The 16,060-nt window shown below is 50.0% G+C and carries 11 protein-coding genes; 3 read left to right on the top strand and 8 right to left on the bottom strand.

What is annotated here, in order from left to right; all coding sequences use genetic code 11:
* Positions 1–27: 27 nt before the first annotated feature.
* From aroB to VIS48_14740, 6 genes are all read right to left on the bottom strand, one after another.
* Positions 28–1,113: a 3-dehydroquinate synthase gene (gene aroB / locus VIS48_14765; protein ID HEY9167413.1), complete on the bottom strand. Its 1,086-nt coding sequence runs from the start codon at positions 1,111–1,113 to the stop codon at positions 28–30.
* A 2-nt stretch (positions 1,114–1,115) separates the two neighbouring features.
* Complete coding sequence (locus VIS48_14760; GenBank protein ID HEY9167412.1) at positions 1,116–1,622, bottom strand: shikimate kinase; 507 nt, start codon at positions 1,620–1,622, stop codon at positions 1,116–1,118.
* Between the two features lie 31 nt (positions 1,623–1,653).
* Positions 1,654–2,910, bottom strand: coding sequence for a hemolysin family protein (locus VIS48_14755; protein ID HEY9167411.1), 1,257 nt, complete (start codon positions 2,908–2,910; stop codon positions 1,654–1,656).
* A gap of 100 nt (positions 2,911–3,010) precedes the next feature.
* Positions 3,011–3,655 (bottom strand): pyridoxamine 5'-phosphate oxidase, encoded by a 645-nt coding sequence (pdxH, locus tag VIS48_14750; GenBank protein ID HEY9167410.1) that lies wholly within the window; start codon positions 3,653–3,655, stop codon positions 3,011–3,013.
* 211 nt (positions 3,656–3,866) lie between these two features.
* Entirely contained in the window at positions 3,867–5,207 is a 1,341-nt protein-coding gene (locus VIS48_14745) for a sugar MFS transporter (protein HEY9167409.1), read from the bottom strand.
* A 272-nt stretch (positions 5,208–5,479) separates the two neighbouring features.
* Complete coding sequence (locus VIS48_14740; protein ID HEY9167408.1) at positions 5,480–9,076, bottom strand: alpha-amylase family glycosyl hydrolase; 3,597 nt, start codon at positions 9,074–9,076, stop codon at positions 5,480–5,482.
* Positions 9,077–9,290: 214 nt separating this feature from the next.
* On the opposite strand from VIS48_14740, the gene VIS48_14735 reads away from it, so the two are divergent.
* Positions 9,291–10,073 carry a tetratricopeptide repeat protein gene (locus VIS48_14735; GenBank protein HEY9167407.1) on the top strand — a complete coding sequence of 261 codons (783 nt, stop codon included), beginning with the start codon at positions 9,291–9,293 and terminating at the stop codon, positions 10,071–10,073.
* A gap of 46 nt (positions 10,074–10,119) precedes the next feature.
* On the opposite strand, the gene VIS48_14730 is transcribed toward VIS48_14735, so the two are convergent.
* Both VIS48_14730 and VIS48_14725 read right to left on the bottom strand, forming a co-directional pair.
* Complete coding sequence (locus tag VIS48_14730; protein HEY9167406.1) at positions 10,120–11,763, bottom strand: exonuclease domain-containing protein; 1,644 nt, start codon at positions 11,761–11,763, stop codon at positions 10,120–10,122.
* The gene (locus tag VIS48_14725) at positions 11,764–12,675 is read right to left on the bottom strand and encodes a hypothetical protein (GenBank protein ID HEY9167405.1); all 912 of its coding nucleotides are present in this window, start codon (positions 12,673–12,675) and stop codon (positions 11,764–11,766) included.
* 180 nt (positions 12,676–12,855) lie between these two features.
* Between VIS48_14725 and uvrA the strand changes: the two genes are divergently transcribed.
* Both uvrA and VIS48_14715 read left to right on the top strand, forming a co-directional pair.
* Entirely contained in the window at positions 12,856–15,741 is a 2,886-nt protein-coding gene (uvrA, locus tag VIS48_14720) for an excinuclease ABC subunit UvrA (GenBank protein HEY9167404.1), read from the top strand.
* Positions 15,731–16,060 (top strand): hypothetical protein, encoded by a 330-nt coding sequence (locus VIS48_14715; protein HEY9167403.1) that lies wholly within the window; start codon positions 15,731–15,733, stop codon positions 16,058–16,060. Before uvrA ends, VIS48_14715 begins: the two co-directional genes overlap by 11 nt.

Genomic DNA, 16,060 nt, shown 5'->3' with positions numbered 1-16,060 from the left:
CCCGAATACTTTATGATAACAAAACCCTCAGGCGATCGAAAGGAAACCGTCAGCAGCAACAAACCTGAGTGAATCCGAGACCGCTTCGGTCGGAACGTCGTCTCTTATCACGACTTTCCCGATCGCAGCTGGAAGGACGAAACGGACCTTTCCTGATCTTACTTTCTTGTCGAAAATCAGCTTTTTGATTACGGCATCAATGGAGACCCGTGCGCTCTTGTGTTGCGCGATTTGTCTCACCATTGTGAGGATACGCTCAAACCCCGAAGGCCGAAGGAGCTTCATATGCATTGCCACATGTGACTCAGCGACGAGACCTATCAGAACTGCCTCACCGTGTTTGAACGTCCCATACCCGGTGGCGGATTCAAGTGCGTGACCGATCGTATGTCCGAGGTTGAGATGCGCCCTGATCCCGGTTTCCCTCACATCCCGTTCGATATATCGCTTCTTTGTTTCAACCGACATTTTGATCGTCCGTTGAAGTGTACGCTTGTCCCTATTGAGGAGTCTTGCATGATTTGTTTCCAGGAAATCGAAGAACGCTTCTCCCCTGAGCACACCGTACTTCACGACCTCGCCAAGTCCACAGACAAGTTCTTCCTTAGGCAGCGTGTCAAGGAACCGGGTATTCATCAGAATCGATCTCGGCTGATGAAACGCACCTACCATATTCTTTCCGAAACTGTTGTTCACTCCGACTTTTCCACCGACGGAACTGTCTACCATCGCCAGGAGTGTAGTTGGGACGTGAACGTACTCAATCCCTCTCTGGAAAATCGCTGCGACAAATCCGGCCAGATCGCCGACAATTCCGCCCCCGATAGCAAAGAGAACAGAATCCCTGCGAATGTTCTGTTGAAGGAAAAAGTCCAGGAGCTCTTCCGCTTTTGCAAGCGTCTTGTTCTCCTCTTTGGAATCAAACAGTTTCACAACCGCTTCGCCGGTACTCTCGATGTCAACAAGCAGTTCACGGTAAAGCTCCGCCACTCTTGAATCCACGACCACAGCCGGCTTCGGTGCTCCTCGAATTTCAGATTGCAGAATTGAGTTCGAGTCCGTGATATGGATCTGGACACGCGATGCATTTGCGCGATAGCTCAGCACACTCATGTTTACATCCCCCTTAGTCTCGCCTCGATTTCTTTCGCACATTGTATGACGGTCTTGTCGGCCGTATTAACTCTTAAATCAGATTCGAGATAGAACCGTTCCCGCCCGGATAGAAGCGAACGAATCTTTGCTTTCAACGCCGGTTCATCGAGACGGTTGCTGTCCGGGCCAAGGAGCATCGGTCTTGAAGAATCCCTCTTGACTCTCTCAAATATATTTTCAAAACGTGTTTCAAGGTACACGGTCGTGCCGAACTTCTTCATCGTGGTTCTGTTTCGCGAATCAGTCACGGCCCCACCTCCCAGCGCAACGACGAGTCCGCCTCCGGTTTTGCATACTTCATCGAGAGTCCTGGATTCAAGCTCACGAAAATACGCTTCGCCTTTCCGTGCAAAAATTTCGGACACAACGGACTTTTCATTCGCCTCTATCATTCTGTCCAGATCGATGAATGTGTAACGGAGTTTCCTTGCGAGCTGAGGGCCTATTGTGGATTTTCCGCTTCCCATGAAGCCCACCAGGAAAATTATCGGTTTGACTTTAATCGCTCCTTTCAACCGGAAGCGGATCCGATTGGCGGAGCCTGACCTGGAGAATTGCTTTGGGGGTGGCCTGTTCGATCTCGAAAATGAATTTCCCAATTTCCAATCGGGTGCCAACCCTCGGTACAGACCCATGACGACTTATCAGAAGCGAGGAAACGGTATCTTCAGGTTGATAATCCAGGTCGAGGCCCCCTACCTCAGCCGCCACATCCTCGAGCTTTGACCCGCCTTTAATCAGCAGACTCCCATCCTTTTGCCTGACGACGCGGGTTCCTTCCCTCGGCATCTCGCCGCCGGTTCCAAAGATTTCCCTTACGACATCGGAAAGCGTAACCAGCCCCGCAAGACCACCGAATTCATCGACCACCATTGCTATGTGGACCCTGTTAGACCTGAATGTATCGAGGAGGTTTTCGATTGACTGGCTTTCAGGAACAAAGATCGGCTTTCTCATTATCGAGCTTGTGTCAAATTTCCGGCCCTTGTTCCTCTTCCTCATCAATGGAAGGACATCCCTCGCGTAGACCACGCCTATGATATTGTCGGATGCGTTCGAGTAGACCGGAAGCCTGGAATGTTCGCTTTGATTAAACGCGTCGACTATTTCTTTGAGCCCGCAGTCGACGGATACGCTGACAATCTGCGTTCTGGGTGTCATCGCGCCACGTACATTCTTCTCCCCGAGGTCAGATATTTTTCGAAGCAGTTCCGCCTCCTGCTCTTCTATGACTCCCGCATGACCGGCAATTTGAGATAGAGTTTTGAGGCCTTTGTTGTCGATCGACAGGGTCGGCCGATTCCTCCTCGCCGTTATTCTCGAGAGAAACTTATTCAAGGGAATGACAAACGGGCTTTCGACCAATACCAAAGCGAGAAGAAGCGGGAGACTGAGTCGGATGACGAGCTTTGGATTTCGCGCCGCGATCACTTTTGGAACGGCATCGGCGAGGATAATGAGCGTGCCGGATATAATAATGACCTCGACGACGACCGCCATTGTCTTGTTCAGCGAAAGCTGCGAGGCAAAATCCATTGCCAGCGACGCACCTAACAGTGTAAGCAAAAAGACCGCCACTGCGTTCGACACGAGAATAGTTGTAAGCAACAGCTGCGGGGAACCAAGTAGTTTCATGGCGACTCTTCCGGGCATCTTCTCGTTCGACGAGGTAAGTGAATAAAGTGCGACTTCTGCTGCCGAAAGAGCAAATGAGCACAAGAGTAAGACGAATATTGAAAGGAATTTGGTGGTCACGTGATAATGTAAGATGCCAAAAAAAAATCAATAATCCATCGGTTAAGCGAGAAAAATTTCGCCCGGGATCAACTTCGGGATCAAACGGATGAATTCCCGATCATGGAGCGAGCCGTGACAATTCCCACCGATTCGTATCTATGAGTTGGTACTTTATTCTGTCGTGAAGCCTGTTTGGTCTTCCCTGCCAGAATTCAAACCGATCGGGACAGAGTCTAAGTCCTCCCCAGTTCGGGGGCCTGGGGACAGATTTATTCCGAAATTCATTTTTAAATTTCTCGAAGAGCGCGTCTAGCTGCGCGCGGCTATCTATCATGGTACTCTGAGCCGAAGCCCAGGCGGAGATCTGACTCTCCCTCGGGCGGGAGCGGAAATATTTATCCGACTCGGCTTCCGTGATTTTTTCGACTGTGCCTTCCACTCGCACTTGCCTATCGAGTTCTTGCCAGAAGAAAACGGCAGAGGCGTGAGGATTCGCGGCCAACTCCAATCCCTTCCTGCTGTCGTAGTTCGTGTAGAAAATTATTCCTTTGGCATCGAGATCTCTCAGGAGTACCACGCGCGCAGACGGTCTTCCATCGCGACTCACAGTTGCAAGAACCATCGCATGAGGGTCGGGGAGCTCGGCCTTGAATGCAACTTCGAGCCAGTTCTCAAACTGCCGATAAGGATCACGGTCCACGTTGGCTTCATCAAGAAGATCGTGGGTGTATTCTCTTCTATGCTTCCGGATGTACTCTCGAATCACTTCATTGCCTACATGAGACTCTCTTGAACTCCGCGCGAGAAGTTCACTTATCCCGAGAGAGGCATCAGCACACAGATGCGGAGAAAACAAACGGATCCCCAATGATATCCGAAATTATGATCCGTGAAGATTTGTTGTTCCCACGTTGACACGTGTGCAAATCCTTTCCAATACATTATGACGACTTATTATTGTATAGACCCGATGATCAACTCGCAACTCCTGACGTTTTCCACGATCTCATCTTGTGTCCCTTAGCAGCATACAATAGAATAGCGAAATACGACGGGAGCAATATCCAGTAAGACAGCTGTGGTGAATAAGAATCGGAAAGAAGACCATACAACGGTGGAATTATTGCGCCGCCGGCAATTGCCATGATAAGTATCGCGGACCCAATCTTGGTAAATCTGCCGAGCCCTTCGAGTGCGAGCGGCCAAATGGTCGGCCACACCATTGCATTCGCAAAACCCAACATTGCAACAAAGAGAACGGAGTTCGGCACAGGAGAAACGCCAAGCCAGCCGAGCAGGATCCCGGAAATGCCGAAGCTGGTGGTTGAAGTCAGCATTACTCCGAGACTAAACAGAAGTCCCAGTATTGCAGACAAAACGAGAGCGGTTTCCTGCTTGATTATCTTTGGGATCGTAACAATCCCCACCAAGTAGCCTATCACCATGAACGCCATTGTGTACGATGTGAGCTTACCGAAGAACGAGATACCGAGAGATCTTCCGTAGAGACCGATTGTATCCGCCGCCATTACCTCAACTCCCACATAGAAGAAAAGAGCGATTGCTCCGAGAATCAGATGAGGAAATTGGAAGATGCTGGTCCTGTCCGTCACTGAACTACCGGTAGTTTCATCATCGTCAGTGTTTAATTCAGGCAACGGAGAGAATTTTATCATCGCAGCAAGCAAAACAAGAATTATCGCCATTATTATGTACGGCCATATTAGTCGATTTGCTAACTCGTTGAACGCATTCATTCTATCAGAAGAACTGAGCAACTTCAGATTGGCATCGCTGTATTGACTTATCCCATGCAGCATAAGTGCAGTAAATATCAAAGGACTCAAGACACCCGCCGCTTTGTTGGCAACCCCCATGAAGCCAATTCGCACCGCAGCACTCTTCCTCGGACCGATCACAACGATGTAAGGGTTCGAGGCAGTCTGAAGGATTGTCAATCCGGCTCCCATTACGAAAAGTCCAAGAAGGAAAATGGCATATATTCTCGTATGTGCGGCGGGAATGAAAATTAGCGCGCCGACCGCCATGCCGACCAGCCCGAGGACCATTCCGTTCTTGTAGCCGGTCTTAAGTAAAACGGCCGACATCGGGAGTGCCATGAGCGTGTATGAAATATAAAATGCGAGTGAAACCAAATATGCTTCGGCTTGGTTGAGCTCACAGGCGATCTTCAGAAATGGTATCAAGGATCCGTTAAGCCAGGTAACAAATCCAAATATGAAAAAGAGGAGTCCAATTATACTTATGGACACGAAATAACTTTTCTGCGAGGATTCACTGAGATCTGACTGCACAAGAATTCCTTTCTGTTTACTTAATTCATGCCCTCGAGACGGTTTGCGCTAAATCATTCCAGGTAGTTCGTGCTCGCCACGGAAAACTTCGCATTCGCGCCAAGGCTCCGTTACACTTTTCAATCTGGCCGCTTCAACAAGTTTTCACTTTCGAAGCGAAAAAGCAATATGGAGAGATGCTGTTCCTTTGCCCGTCAATCGCGGGCCGCAGATATTTTCCAAGCTCATCCCGGAATTCTCAAGGAGAATGAGCAGGATATCATTCAGGCAACTCAGCGCGATCTCTTCATGGATGTTTTCGATTCATTAATTGCTGGCTCGAGCGTACCCATAAATTCATCGAACTTGTAACCTACCTCCGATGCTGCCTTTTCCAGCTTTGATGCGGAGCTGGCTGACTCATCCAGCGCTTCGCCCAAATATGTTTCCAGAGAACCACCACGGTGCCGTGCAGACATGGTGATGGCCGTCGTGATGGCGACATGACTCAACAACTCCTGGAATCTCTCTTTGTTGAACCAGCGTGAACCTTCATATTCGTGCACAGCAAGAAGGTCCTGCGTCGTAATCCGCCGGAGCAGCGTCAGCAGTGTAACCTCAAGCCTTGCCTCAAGATGATCCTCTATTCCCAAATCACCCAGAATCTCATTTAGAATTCTCATCTCATACTGTAACAGGCCGTCACTTACGCCAAGTTCTCCGAAGCATTTCCTGATCTGAGCATCAAGCCGCAAGTCATGTGTGAGACTCAACGCGGTTATCGATTTGTCATCACTTAGCTTTTCAATACCTGAGATGAACATCCAAATCAAAGTCAATCTCAAACCTGGAAGCGTCGGATCCGGATTGCTTGACGTCCAATTCTTGAAATAGCGTTTTGTAGCAGTACTCGTAGTGACCGTTGGGATTGATGTCAATATTTTGAAGAGTCTGAGTTTCTCCTGAACCCAGCCCTCTGTCCCGGCTCGTGAACGGAGATAGTTCTTGACCGCTTCTGCAAGTCGCTCGGTTTTCTGTTTCAGCGCAGCATTCCATTTTTGGATTGAGCCTCCTCTTCCAAGCGGCTCAGTCAGATATCTCAGGCTGCCGGCGTTAGCAGCTTCGTAGATCGCAGTATGCACTTCCCTAAGCTTGAAGTTTACCAACTCGTCATCGATGTCGCCGACGCCCTTGCCGGCCAGAGTCGTACAGAATTCATCATACGGCCTGTCGGCAGTAGACTCAACTTCCCGAAAATCCACAAAGACATTGCACTTGTACGCTCCAAGTTCAATAAAAAGACCTTCCTTCCTGATACCACCTGTCGAGCGCACATACTCGAGCCCGCTCAAAAGATCTCTGAATATCAGATAACTCTTCCTGCTCCGGCTGAGCGACAGACCATCGGCAAGCGTACATTGAACAATTCTTCCGCCGTGATCGACGAAGCCCACCGACTTCGTTATCCAGCCGGCAGCGTGAGAATATCGATTATTGTAGATCACCAGGCTGCGACGTCCGTCATAATTGTTGCTGTACGCAAAAACGTCTTCATTAATATTGCCCGAATAAAAATCATAAAGATGAAAATTCTCAACCTCGCTGAATTCCTGCCGTCTTCGGAGGAGAGGGAATATCTCGCGGGCGTGCCTGGCCACCAGATTGTCGTCGGGAGATTCGTCACGGTACGCTTTACGATATTCCATTCCATATTTTTCGGTGAACCCTTCGATCTGCCCGTGACCGAACATCGGAAGGCCGGGCATAGTACACATCATGATACAAACGCCAAAGTACTTGTCGTCCTTTCCGAACTGCGCGATAGCGGTTTCCTCATCCGGGTTGTTCAGAAAGTTTACGAAGCGCTTGAGTATCTGCGGGTTGTACTCGAGTATGTTCTTAAGTACCTGCCTGTAATTCGCATTCTCCTCACGCTTGAGCATATTCATGAAGGCGCTGTTATAGACACGATGCATACCCAGTGTCCTGACGAAGTAACCTTCCATAAGCCAGAATGCTTCCGCGAGCAGAAGTGTGTCGGGAGCTTCCTTCTGGACCCTTTCAACTACCTCTCTCCAGAATTCAACGGGTATGACGCTGTCGAATTGTTCTTTGGTCATCGAAAAATTAGAACGAGACGGAATGGCGCCGCCGGTCCCGGGTTCAGGAAACCAAAGTCTTTGATAATGTTTTTTGCTCAGGACCATCGCGGCGTCGAAGCGGATAATCGGAAAGAGTCGTGCGACGTGAAGAATAGACTGAATGACTGCTTCTCGTACCTCGCGTTTCGTGAAATCGAGTTGAGCGGTATCGTTCCATGGCATGTGTGTGCCGTCGTTTCCATGATAAATGAATCTGACGTCATTGGTCCATCTGTCGAGCCGCTTAAACACCACGGCCGCGTCGCGCTTGGACCAATATCCGTCCTCGAGGAAAACACCTACGCGCTGATCGCTGCTTAGATCGGGTCCGTTAAACGAATAGCCTGGGAAAGGGAGAAAGTCAGATTTGAGAAACCAATCGGGGTGCTCGATTACCCAGGGAGAGTCTATTCCCATATGATTCGGCACCATGTCGCTCGCAAGCCTTATCCCCCGGCTTAGACCACGATTTCGCAGATTACGATACGCCTCTTCCCCCCCTAGATCGTCCGAAATGTCGTATGAGTCGAGTGAATAGGCGGACGCGATCGCATCCGGATTGCCGTTTAAATGCTTGATTCGTTCCGAGGCATGGCTTCGCCGCCAGATTCCTATGAGCCAGAGCCCGCTAAATCCTCTGTCGGCAAGAACATCGAGCTCCTCATCCGGGATCTGATCGAGACGATAAACCGAACGGCCATATTTCCTGCTAAGCTGATCGAGCCACACGTATGCATTTTTCGCAATGAGCACAAGCCGTGGCATCCAGTTGAGATCAGCACTAAAATTCTCCGGCTCCAAGTCTCGAAACTCCAGCACCGGAGCCGACCCCGTGTCGCCAAAACCGGCAAACTGTGACTGGCGAACTCCGGGTATTTTCAATTTATCCGCATTCGCCTGCGCGAGCATCAGATAGTATTTGCCTTCTTCACGGATAAAGTCGATTGCGCCAAGCAAGCGAAGTAGGTAGGGAGAGCGCGCGAGAATTTCTCTCCACTTCGTCACGATGAACTGAAGTTGATCCGCTATAGATTCAGGATGAGCCTCGATCGGAGCGAGGAGCATGTTAATAAGTGAATCGTTACCAGGACCGTACCCTGGTTGAGTTTCGAAGAATCTCCTGGTGTCGTCAAGAACGTTTTCATAATTCGTCCTCGCTTTCAATTTGGAATCGTCAATCAGCTCCCTGATCGGATCGTAAGCAGGATTTCGATTCTCCAACCAAAGCAGGATTAGCTCTGCGAGGACGATATGTCTGTTATCAGTTCCGGCGGTCTTCCCTCTCAGGTACTCGACGGGAGCGATTTGCGATTTGTAGACCGGTGTTGGTGGATACATCGTGACGAATTCCCCCCAGCATCCTTCCGCTTGAGCCGGACCTATCCTTTCAAAAATCCAGTTCTGGAGATTTTGAAACGCGGAGGGATTCGCATCGCTCACGTAGGCGTCGACAATGAAATGAAGTATCTCATGCATCAACCCGAGTGCGTTCAGCTCCGAGGGGCTGAGCTGTTTCGTCTCCAGATTAGCGGCTGATCGGTTTTTGTCTCGTTCGGAGTTCTTCTTATCGTTGACGGCTGACGCAAACTTCTGTGCTGCTTGCGGGTTCGAGAAAACGACGTCGCCCGTAATTCCGAAAAATGGATCCTCTATCCCGTAATTTTCCCTCGCGCTCCTTAAAACGTGGAACTCATACTTGAGGAAACCACTGCCCGTGCCACGGTCCGGATCGTCCGATTTGCGAATCATCGTTAGAATCTATCTATTCAAACAGAAAAAAGCCAACATACACCGCGACTAACGAATTGTGGTGACACGGGAATTCAAATATCCACTCTGACGATTAATATGCGTGTACCATTTCCTTGTCCACCTTGTGATTGACATATTTTCTTGACTTTTAGGGGGTGCTGTTCTAACTTCATTCGAGTTCGCAAACCAAAACTTCGAGGAGGGAAAATATATGAAACTTCTACTGCAGGGGGCATCATTCATTTTCGTAAGTGTCTTGCTTGCAACTGGTTTGTTCTTGAGCGGATGTGGCACAAGTGAAGAGGCAGCCCAGGCTACAGCCGAGTCAGCGACGCTTGATTCCGTGAAGACAGATAATCAGAGGTTGCAAACGGAGAACGCCGGCTTGAGGAAGTCGAACGCTCAGCTAGAGCAAGACAAGAAGGCGCTCAATGCCAAGGTTGCGGACCTGACATCCAAGCTTGGTCAGAGCAGTCAGCAGTGGGGGGACTTAGTCGATTTGCAGAACCGCGCCACTTCCCTCGATTCCGAACTGACGGTGCAGAAGCAAATCAACAGAGACTTAATCGCCAGGAGAGCGGAAGTCGAAAAACAATCGATGACCGAAACAACAGTGACCACGAAATCGGAATTCCAACGGAAGTATGACGGCGCGCTCGCGGCATTCAAGTCGCACAAATACAAAGATGCGGTCGCGGACCTGAAAAACCTGGCGGCGAGTTCTGTGGACAGCTCAATGCTGAGCAACACCCATTACTGGCTGGGTGAGTGCTACTACGCCATGAGGAAATACAATGATGCATTGGACGCGTTCAACACCGCACTCAGTTACCCGAAAAGTTGGAAGCGGGGAGCCGCGTACCTGATGTTAGGTATGACCTATGTTCGCCTCGGAGACAAAGATAAGGCCCGGGCGACCTGGGAGGAGCTCGTGAAAGTCGACCCGAAATCGCAATACGCTACAAGAGCGAAGGATTTTCTGAAGCAACTTTAGTTAGCCCCGATTTATCTCCAATTAATTTTGAACCGCTGTCGACTGATTACACGGCAGCGGTTTTTATTTTCGCGGCAAGCTCTTCAACATCCTGATGAGTGTTAAGACCAATCTTGATGAATCCCCTTTGCTCCTTGAGCGAGTGGTTCAGGAGGATCCGCAATGGAACGTAGTCGCCTGAAATTACGGAAGACTCGTTGAGAAGTGTGGAAAGGCCGCTCACCAGTTCTCCCGCAGGCACTATGGCCGGGCCTGTAACGAGGCCGCGTTTGACCCTATAAAGCTCATAACACTCGCCCTTAAGCCATCCACACAGAAAGTTTGCCCTTGTTACCGGTCCGTCAATAAGCTTGAGACGAAGTGATGTCCTCTCAAGAACTGCGATCAGATCGCGCAGTTCTGCCGCGTCTTCAAACTCAAGTTTTTTCGAGAGTTCATCGAGACGAAGCCTCAGATCATTAGTGAGTTTATCGAACGAGCCCGACAGGAATTCTTCCACGGCACGGACCTCTTCGCTATACTTATCGTTCGTGATGTCCCCCCTGCACGGGGCCATGCACCGGTCGATGTAGAAATAGAGACAGGGGTCGAAAGGTTCCACGAATTCATTATCGCATTTCACGAGTTTGAAGTAGCGGTCGGCCGCTGATAGAACCTGTTCTGCTACATAAGAATTTTCGAAAGGGCCATAGTATTTCCCTTCCTCCTCCAATTCATAGACCACATCGAGCCGGTCGAAATCCAACGAAGATGAAATCTTGATGAACGGGAAACGACGTGAATTGACAAGTTGTGAGTTAAAGGGCGGTTTGAGTCGTCGTATCAGCTGAAGTTCCCTGAGCAGCGCATGCAGCTCAGACGATGTTCTCTCCCATTCGACTGAAACGGCCTCTCTAAGCATTCTCCGTATTTTGTCGGCGTCCTTCGCATTTTCCGTAAGATATGAAGCCATCCGCATTTTTAGATTCTTGGCTTTCCCTGCGTAAATGACTTCCTCCGAGGGGCCGAGCACGCGATATACCCCTGGAGCATTGGGTGCCGTTGCCATTGCTTTTCGAAAAACGTTTTGATTCTTATGCGGATCGATCCTGTGAGGAATGCTCTGAAAACGCAGCAACTCTTCCAGCGTGACAATTTCATGCTTCTCTACAATCAGCTCGAGAAGTTCAACGAGCAAATGCGCCGTTGCGCGCGCGTCACCGAACGCGCGATGGCGGTTATTTATCCTGATGCCAAGATGATGGCACACCTGATCGAGCGCCTTCCTCGGCAGATCTGCAAGTATCCTGGAGCTCAATTTCCTGGTACAGAGCTGGGGCATGTCAAAATCTATCCCCGCCCTTGTCATCTCGCTCTTCACAAATCCGTAATCGAAAGGTGAGTTATGAGCGGTGAAGACAGTGCCCTGCAGGAATTCTGCGATCTTGACGGCCGTCCCGCTGAACGACGGAGCTCCGTAAACCATTTCATTGCTGATCCCGGTCATGTTCCTGATGAAGTTCGGAATATGCCGGCCCGGATTGATGAGCGTCGAAAATTCGTCCACGATCTTTCCGCCTCTCACTTTGAAAGCGGCAAACTCGATTATCCTGTCATCCGCCGCCGTCGCTCCCGTCGTTTCGACATCCACCACGGAAAACACCGCGTCGTTATACCCGCTTTCGTGAGGCAAGAATTCGGTGTCTTCCACTTATTCTCTTCCCGCAATACTTTTTATTTCCGACACTAACCGGTCCGTCACTAGATTTACAATTTCGTCCGGCACGCCGTCATAATGGGCTGATTTGAGGCGCATATCGCACATGTCATTCACATAATCTATAACAATAAATTTCCCCTCCGAGGTTGCAGCGATTTCAGGGGAGAAAAAATCAAGACGGCAGACATTGTGTATCTTCCTCACGACTTTCTCCATTTCTCTCAGACCGAACTTTTCGATCTCAGCATTACTCGCTGCAATATAAATATGGGTCAGGTCATCCCACCAGCATATGAACACTTCGCCAAAGACGTAGAACGGTCTGAACCATGCCCTTCGCCCATCGATGGCCACAGGTTCTATTCTCTGTTGCAGGAGATACTTGTCGTCCTTGTGGTGTTTGCGAGTTTCGATGACGTCATGAAGATCTTCGGCACCCGTGACGACGCCGATCCCGCCACCTGTCGTGTTTGCTGGCTTTATTATGAACGGTCGTCCTAACTTCGCGAGCTCGCTGAGGCTTAACCGTATTTCCTCCTCGGCATTAAACGGAGACACAATGATGGTGTATGGCACGTAAATACCTTCGGTAATGAATTCGAGATGCATCGATGCTTTGTCAATTGCATGACGCATTCTGACCGGATCGTTAATTATGCGAGTCCCGTGCGCCGCTACAAATGCCATTACCGCTTCGCATCGCTCGTCAACGTCGGAAGCCCTGTCAATTACAGTCTTGAAGGAGAGCTGGCTAGGATCTAATCCTGCGCGGACTTGTTCGAAATCTGCGGGCGTGAATACTTCATGACTTAAATCCGCCGAGCGGAGTTTTTCTTCAAGCATGGACACAAAGTCACGGTCGTATTCCCACTCGTAAAAGATTGCACAATCGAGAGACTTCATATTTTATGAATTTAACAAATTGTGAGCTCTATTGAACTACTGCTCCGGCATCTTATGCCAAGAAGAGTGACCATTGATTGTTCCCGGGGCGTTGAGTTGAGCCTCAAATTTTCGTTGCGACGATGGTCTCGATTTTCCGGATTGAATCTCTATATCATTCTGGATAAATTCACGGTTCAGATGAAGAAGATCCCCGATACAAGCAAGATCATAATTCGAGGCGCGCGACAACATAACCTCAAATCAATCGATCTCGATCTACCTCGCGACAAGTTCATCGTCATCACGGGCCTGAGCGGAAGCGGAAAGTCTTCCCTCGCATTCGATACGATTTATGCCGAGGGGCAGCGCCGATACCTTGAAACCATGATGGCCTACGCGCGGCAATTTCTCCAGATACTCGAGAGGCCCGAAGTCGACCTCATCGAGGGGTTGAGTCCGTCAGTCGCCATCGACCAGAAGACAATAAGTTCGAATCCTCACTCGACTGTGGGGACCGTTACGGAAATCTACGACTATATCAGACTTCTTTTCGCAAAAGTGGGAACCCAGTTCTGCGTGGACTGCAACATTCCGGTCGAACAACAAACTCCAGATCAAATTCTCCAGTCACTGATGTCCGACTTCAACGGCAAAAACATATTGCTTCTCGCCCCTCTTGTGATCGGCAGAAAGGGCCATTACCGCGAGCTGTTTAGGGAACTTCTCGCCGAAGGATTCGTGCAGGTCAGAACGGATGGGAGTCTGCGCGATTTGAAGGACGGGCTCGAGTTGTCGAGATACGGCACTCACACCATCGAGCTGGTCATCGATAAACTCCGCATACAGAAGAAAGCGCTCACGCGACTGAGAGAATCTCTCAAGCTTGCACTGGAACGAGGAAGCGGGAGAATAATCGTATTCGATCACGACACGAAACGAGATCAGTTTTACAGCCGCCTCAGGTCGTGTCCGAAATGCGGGAGAAGTTATCCTGACCTTGCACCCAATTCTTTTTCATTCAACTCCAAATTCGGAATGTGCAGGACGTGCAACGGCACGGGCTTGAGCAGGAACATCACATCAGATGCGCTCGTGGTGGATCCGAACCTCTCGATCACCGATGGCGCGCTCCTATTTCCGAAGCGCGAAGATTTCTTCCTCCTGAGCCTTTTGAACAGCGTCCTTGAGCCGTTCAAGGTCAATACGAATACTCCTTTCAAAGAATTCGACTCGGAGGTCCGGAGTCTCCTCTTTTTCGGGAAGAATCCCAAGAACTCGACGAAGGGTGTGAAATTCTCCGGAGTGTCGATCTCAAATCTCGCGACAAAATTCGAAGGCTTGATACCGATGCTCCAGAATCTCGACTTCGAAGTGTATTTCGGAAATGAATTTCGGAATGTTGAAGCGAACCTCCCTCTTACCGAGTGCAACGAATGCAACGGATCGAGACTTCGGGCGGAAAGCAGATTCGTCAGGATCATCGATGCGGCAAAAGAGGAACTCACTATTGGTGCGGTGGTCAAAGATTCGCTTGATAAGGTTGCGACTAAATTCGAAGACCTCAAACTTGACAGAAGGGCCCAGAAGATCTCCCAGCCGATTCTCCACGAAATACGGACGAGGTTGAGGTTTCTGCTAAATGTCGGGTTGAACTACCTGAATATCAACCGGTCCTCGGGTTCATTGTCGGGAGGTGAATCGCAGCGGATCCGGCTCGCCACACAGATCGGATCGCAATTGACAGGAGTGCTTTACGTGATTGACGAACCCTCGATCGGTCTGCACCAGCGCGACAATTTGCGGCTGATCAATTCACTTAAAGCACTCCGCGATCTTGGTAATACGGTTATCGTCGTGGAACACGACAGGGAAACGATGGAGAATGCCGATTACATCGTTGATCTTGGACCAGGCGCCGGCGAGCACGGCGGGAGACTGGTGAAAGCTGGCACCCTTTCGGAGCTTCTTTCCGAGAAGGAAAATTCACTCACAGCGGCTTACCTTAGAAATGAAAAGGAGATACCCGTCAGACCGGAAAAGGAGTTGAGAACACCGAACGGTTCGTTCATCGTCTTGAAAGGCGCGACAGGCAATAATCTCAAGAACATCGAAATAAAGTTTCCTATAGGTTCGTTCATTTGCATTACAGGCGTAAGCGGTTCGGGGAAATCAAGTTTGATCAACGACACTCTTTACAGGATTCTGGGAAAATATTTTTACCGACTTGCTGACCAACCCCTTCCCTACAAATCCATATCCGGAATGGATCTGATTGACAAAGTTGTCGATGTCGACCAATCGCCGATCGGCCGGACTCCGAGATCGAATCCCGCGACCTATGTAGGTGTATTCACGGCCATACGTGATCTGTTCGCCCAGCTTCCCGAATCAAAGATACGAGGTTACAGGCCCGGCAGATTCTCGTTTAACGTCCAGGAAGGACGATGCCCCGCATGTGAAGGAGATGGACTCAGGAAAATCGAAATGAGCTTCCTACCCGACGTTTACGTAAAGTGCGAGGTTTGCAACGGCAAGCGCTTCAGCGCGGCGACACTTGACGTAAGATACAAAGGCAAGACTATCGCTGACGTTCTCGAAATGACCGTCGAAGATGCGATGAGCCTGTTTGAAGACATACCTGCAATAAACAGGAAACTCAGAACCATGAATGAAGTGGGCCTGGGCTACATCAGACTTGGTCAGTCTTCGACCACACTTTCGGGAGGAGAGGCACAGCGCGTGAAACTTGCAACTGAACTTTCAAAAGTCGCGACCGGAAAAACGCTTTACATACTCGACGAACCTACTACGGGCCTTCACTTCGAGGACATAAGAATTCTTCTCGACTTACTCCAGAAGCTCGTCGACAAAGGCAATACGGTCATAGTAGTGGAACATAATCTGGACGTTGTAAAGTGTGCGGACTGGATCATCGATCTCGGGCCGGAGGGTGGGGACATGGGAGGGTACATCGTCGCAGAAGGATCTCCACATACCGTCATTGAGAACAAGAAGTCGTACACGGCTAAATACCTCTCCGAGTACCTTTCACCTCATGCGCGGGGTGCCAACGGTGACGCCTGACTTGCCGCAGGACGTTCTTGACGAGCTCGCGCTGGTGCGGCAGTCACTCGACGAAGGGAACGAGGGGAAAGCACGGGTGTGCGCGAGGAGAGCCGTAGGAAAAGCATTCACCCTTGCTCGAAACCCGGCCGGGCCGATGAGCACCTCGGAAGTGCTGGTAAGAATTGCCGGCATGGTTGATTTCCCGAGTAATGTCCGCGCGGCGGCACAGAGGCTGGCGACGAGCGTCACGCGGCGAGAATCGGATCCCTTCTCGGTTCATCCTCTGGATGACGCATTGGTGATAATCGACGCGCTGATGGCAGGTAAAAAGTCCTGA

The sequence above is a fragment of the Candidatus Kryptoniota bacterium genome, assembly GCA_036567965.1.
Classification (GTDB): Bacteria; Bacteroidota; Ignavibacteria; order Kryptoniales; family JAKASW01; genus JAKASW01.
This window is presented reverse-complemented; position numbering and strand designations above follow the sequence as displayed.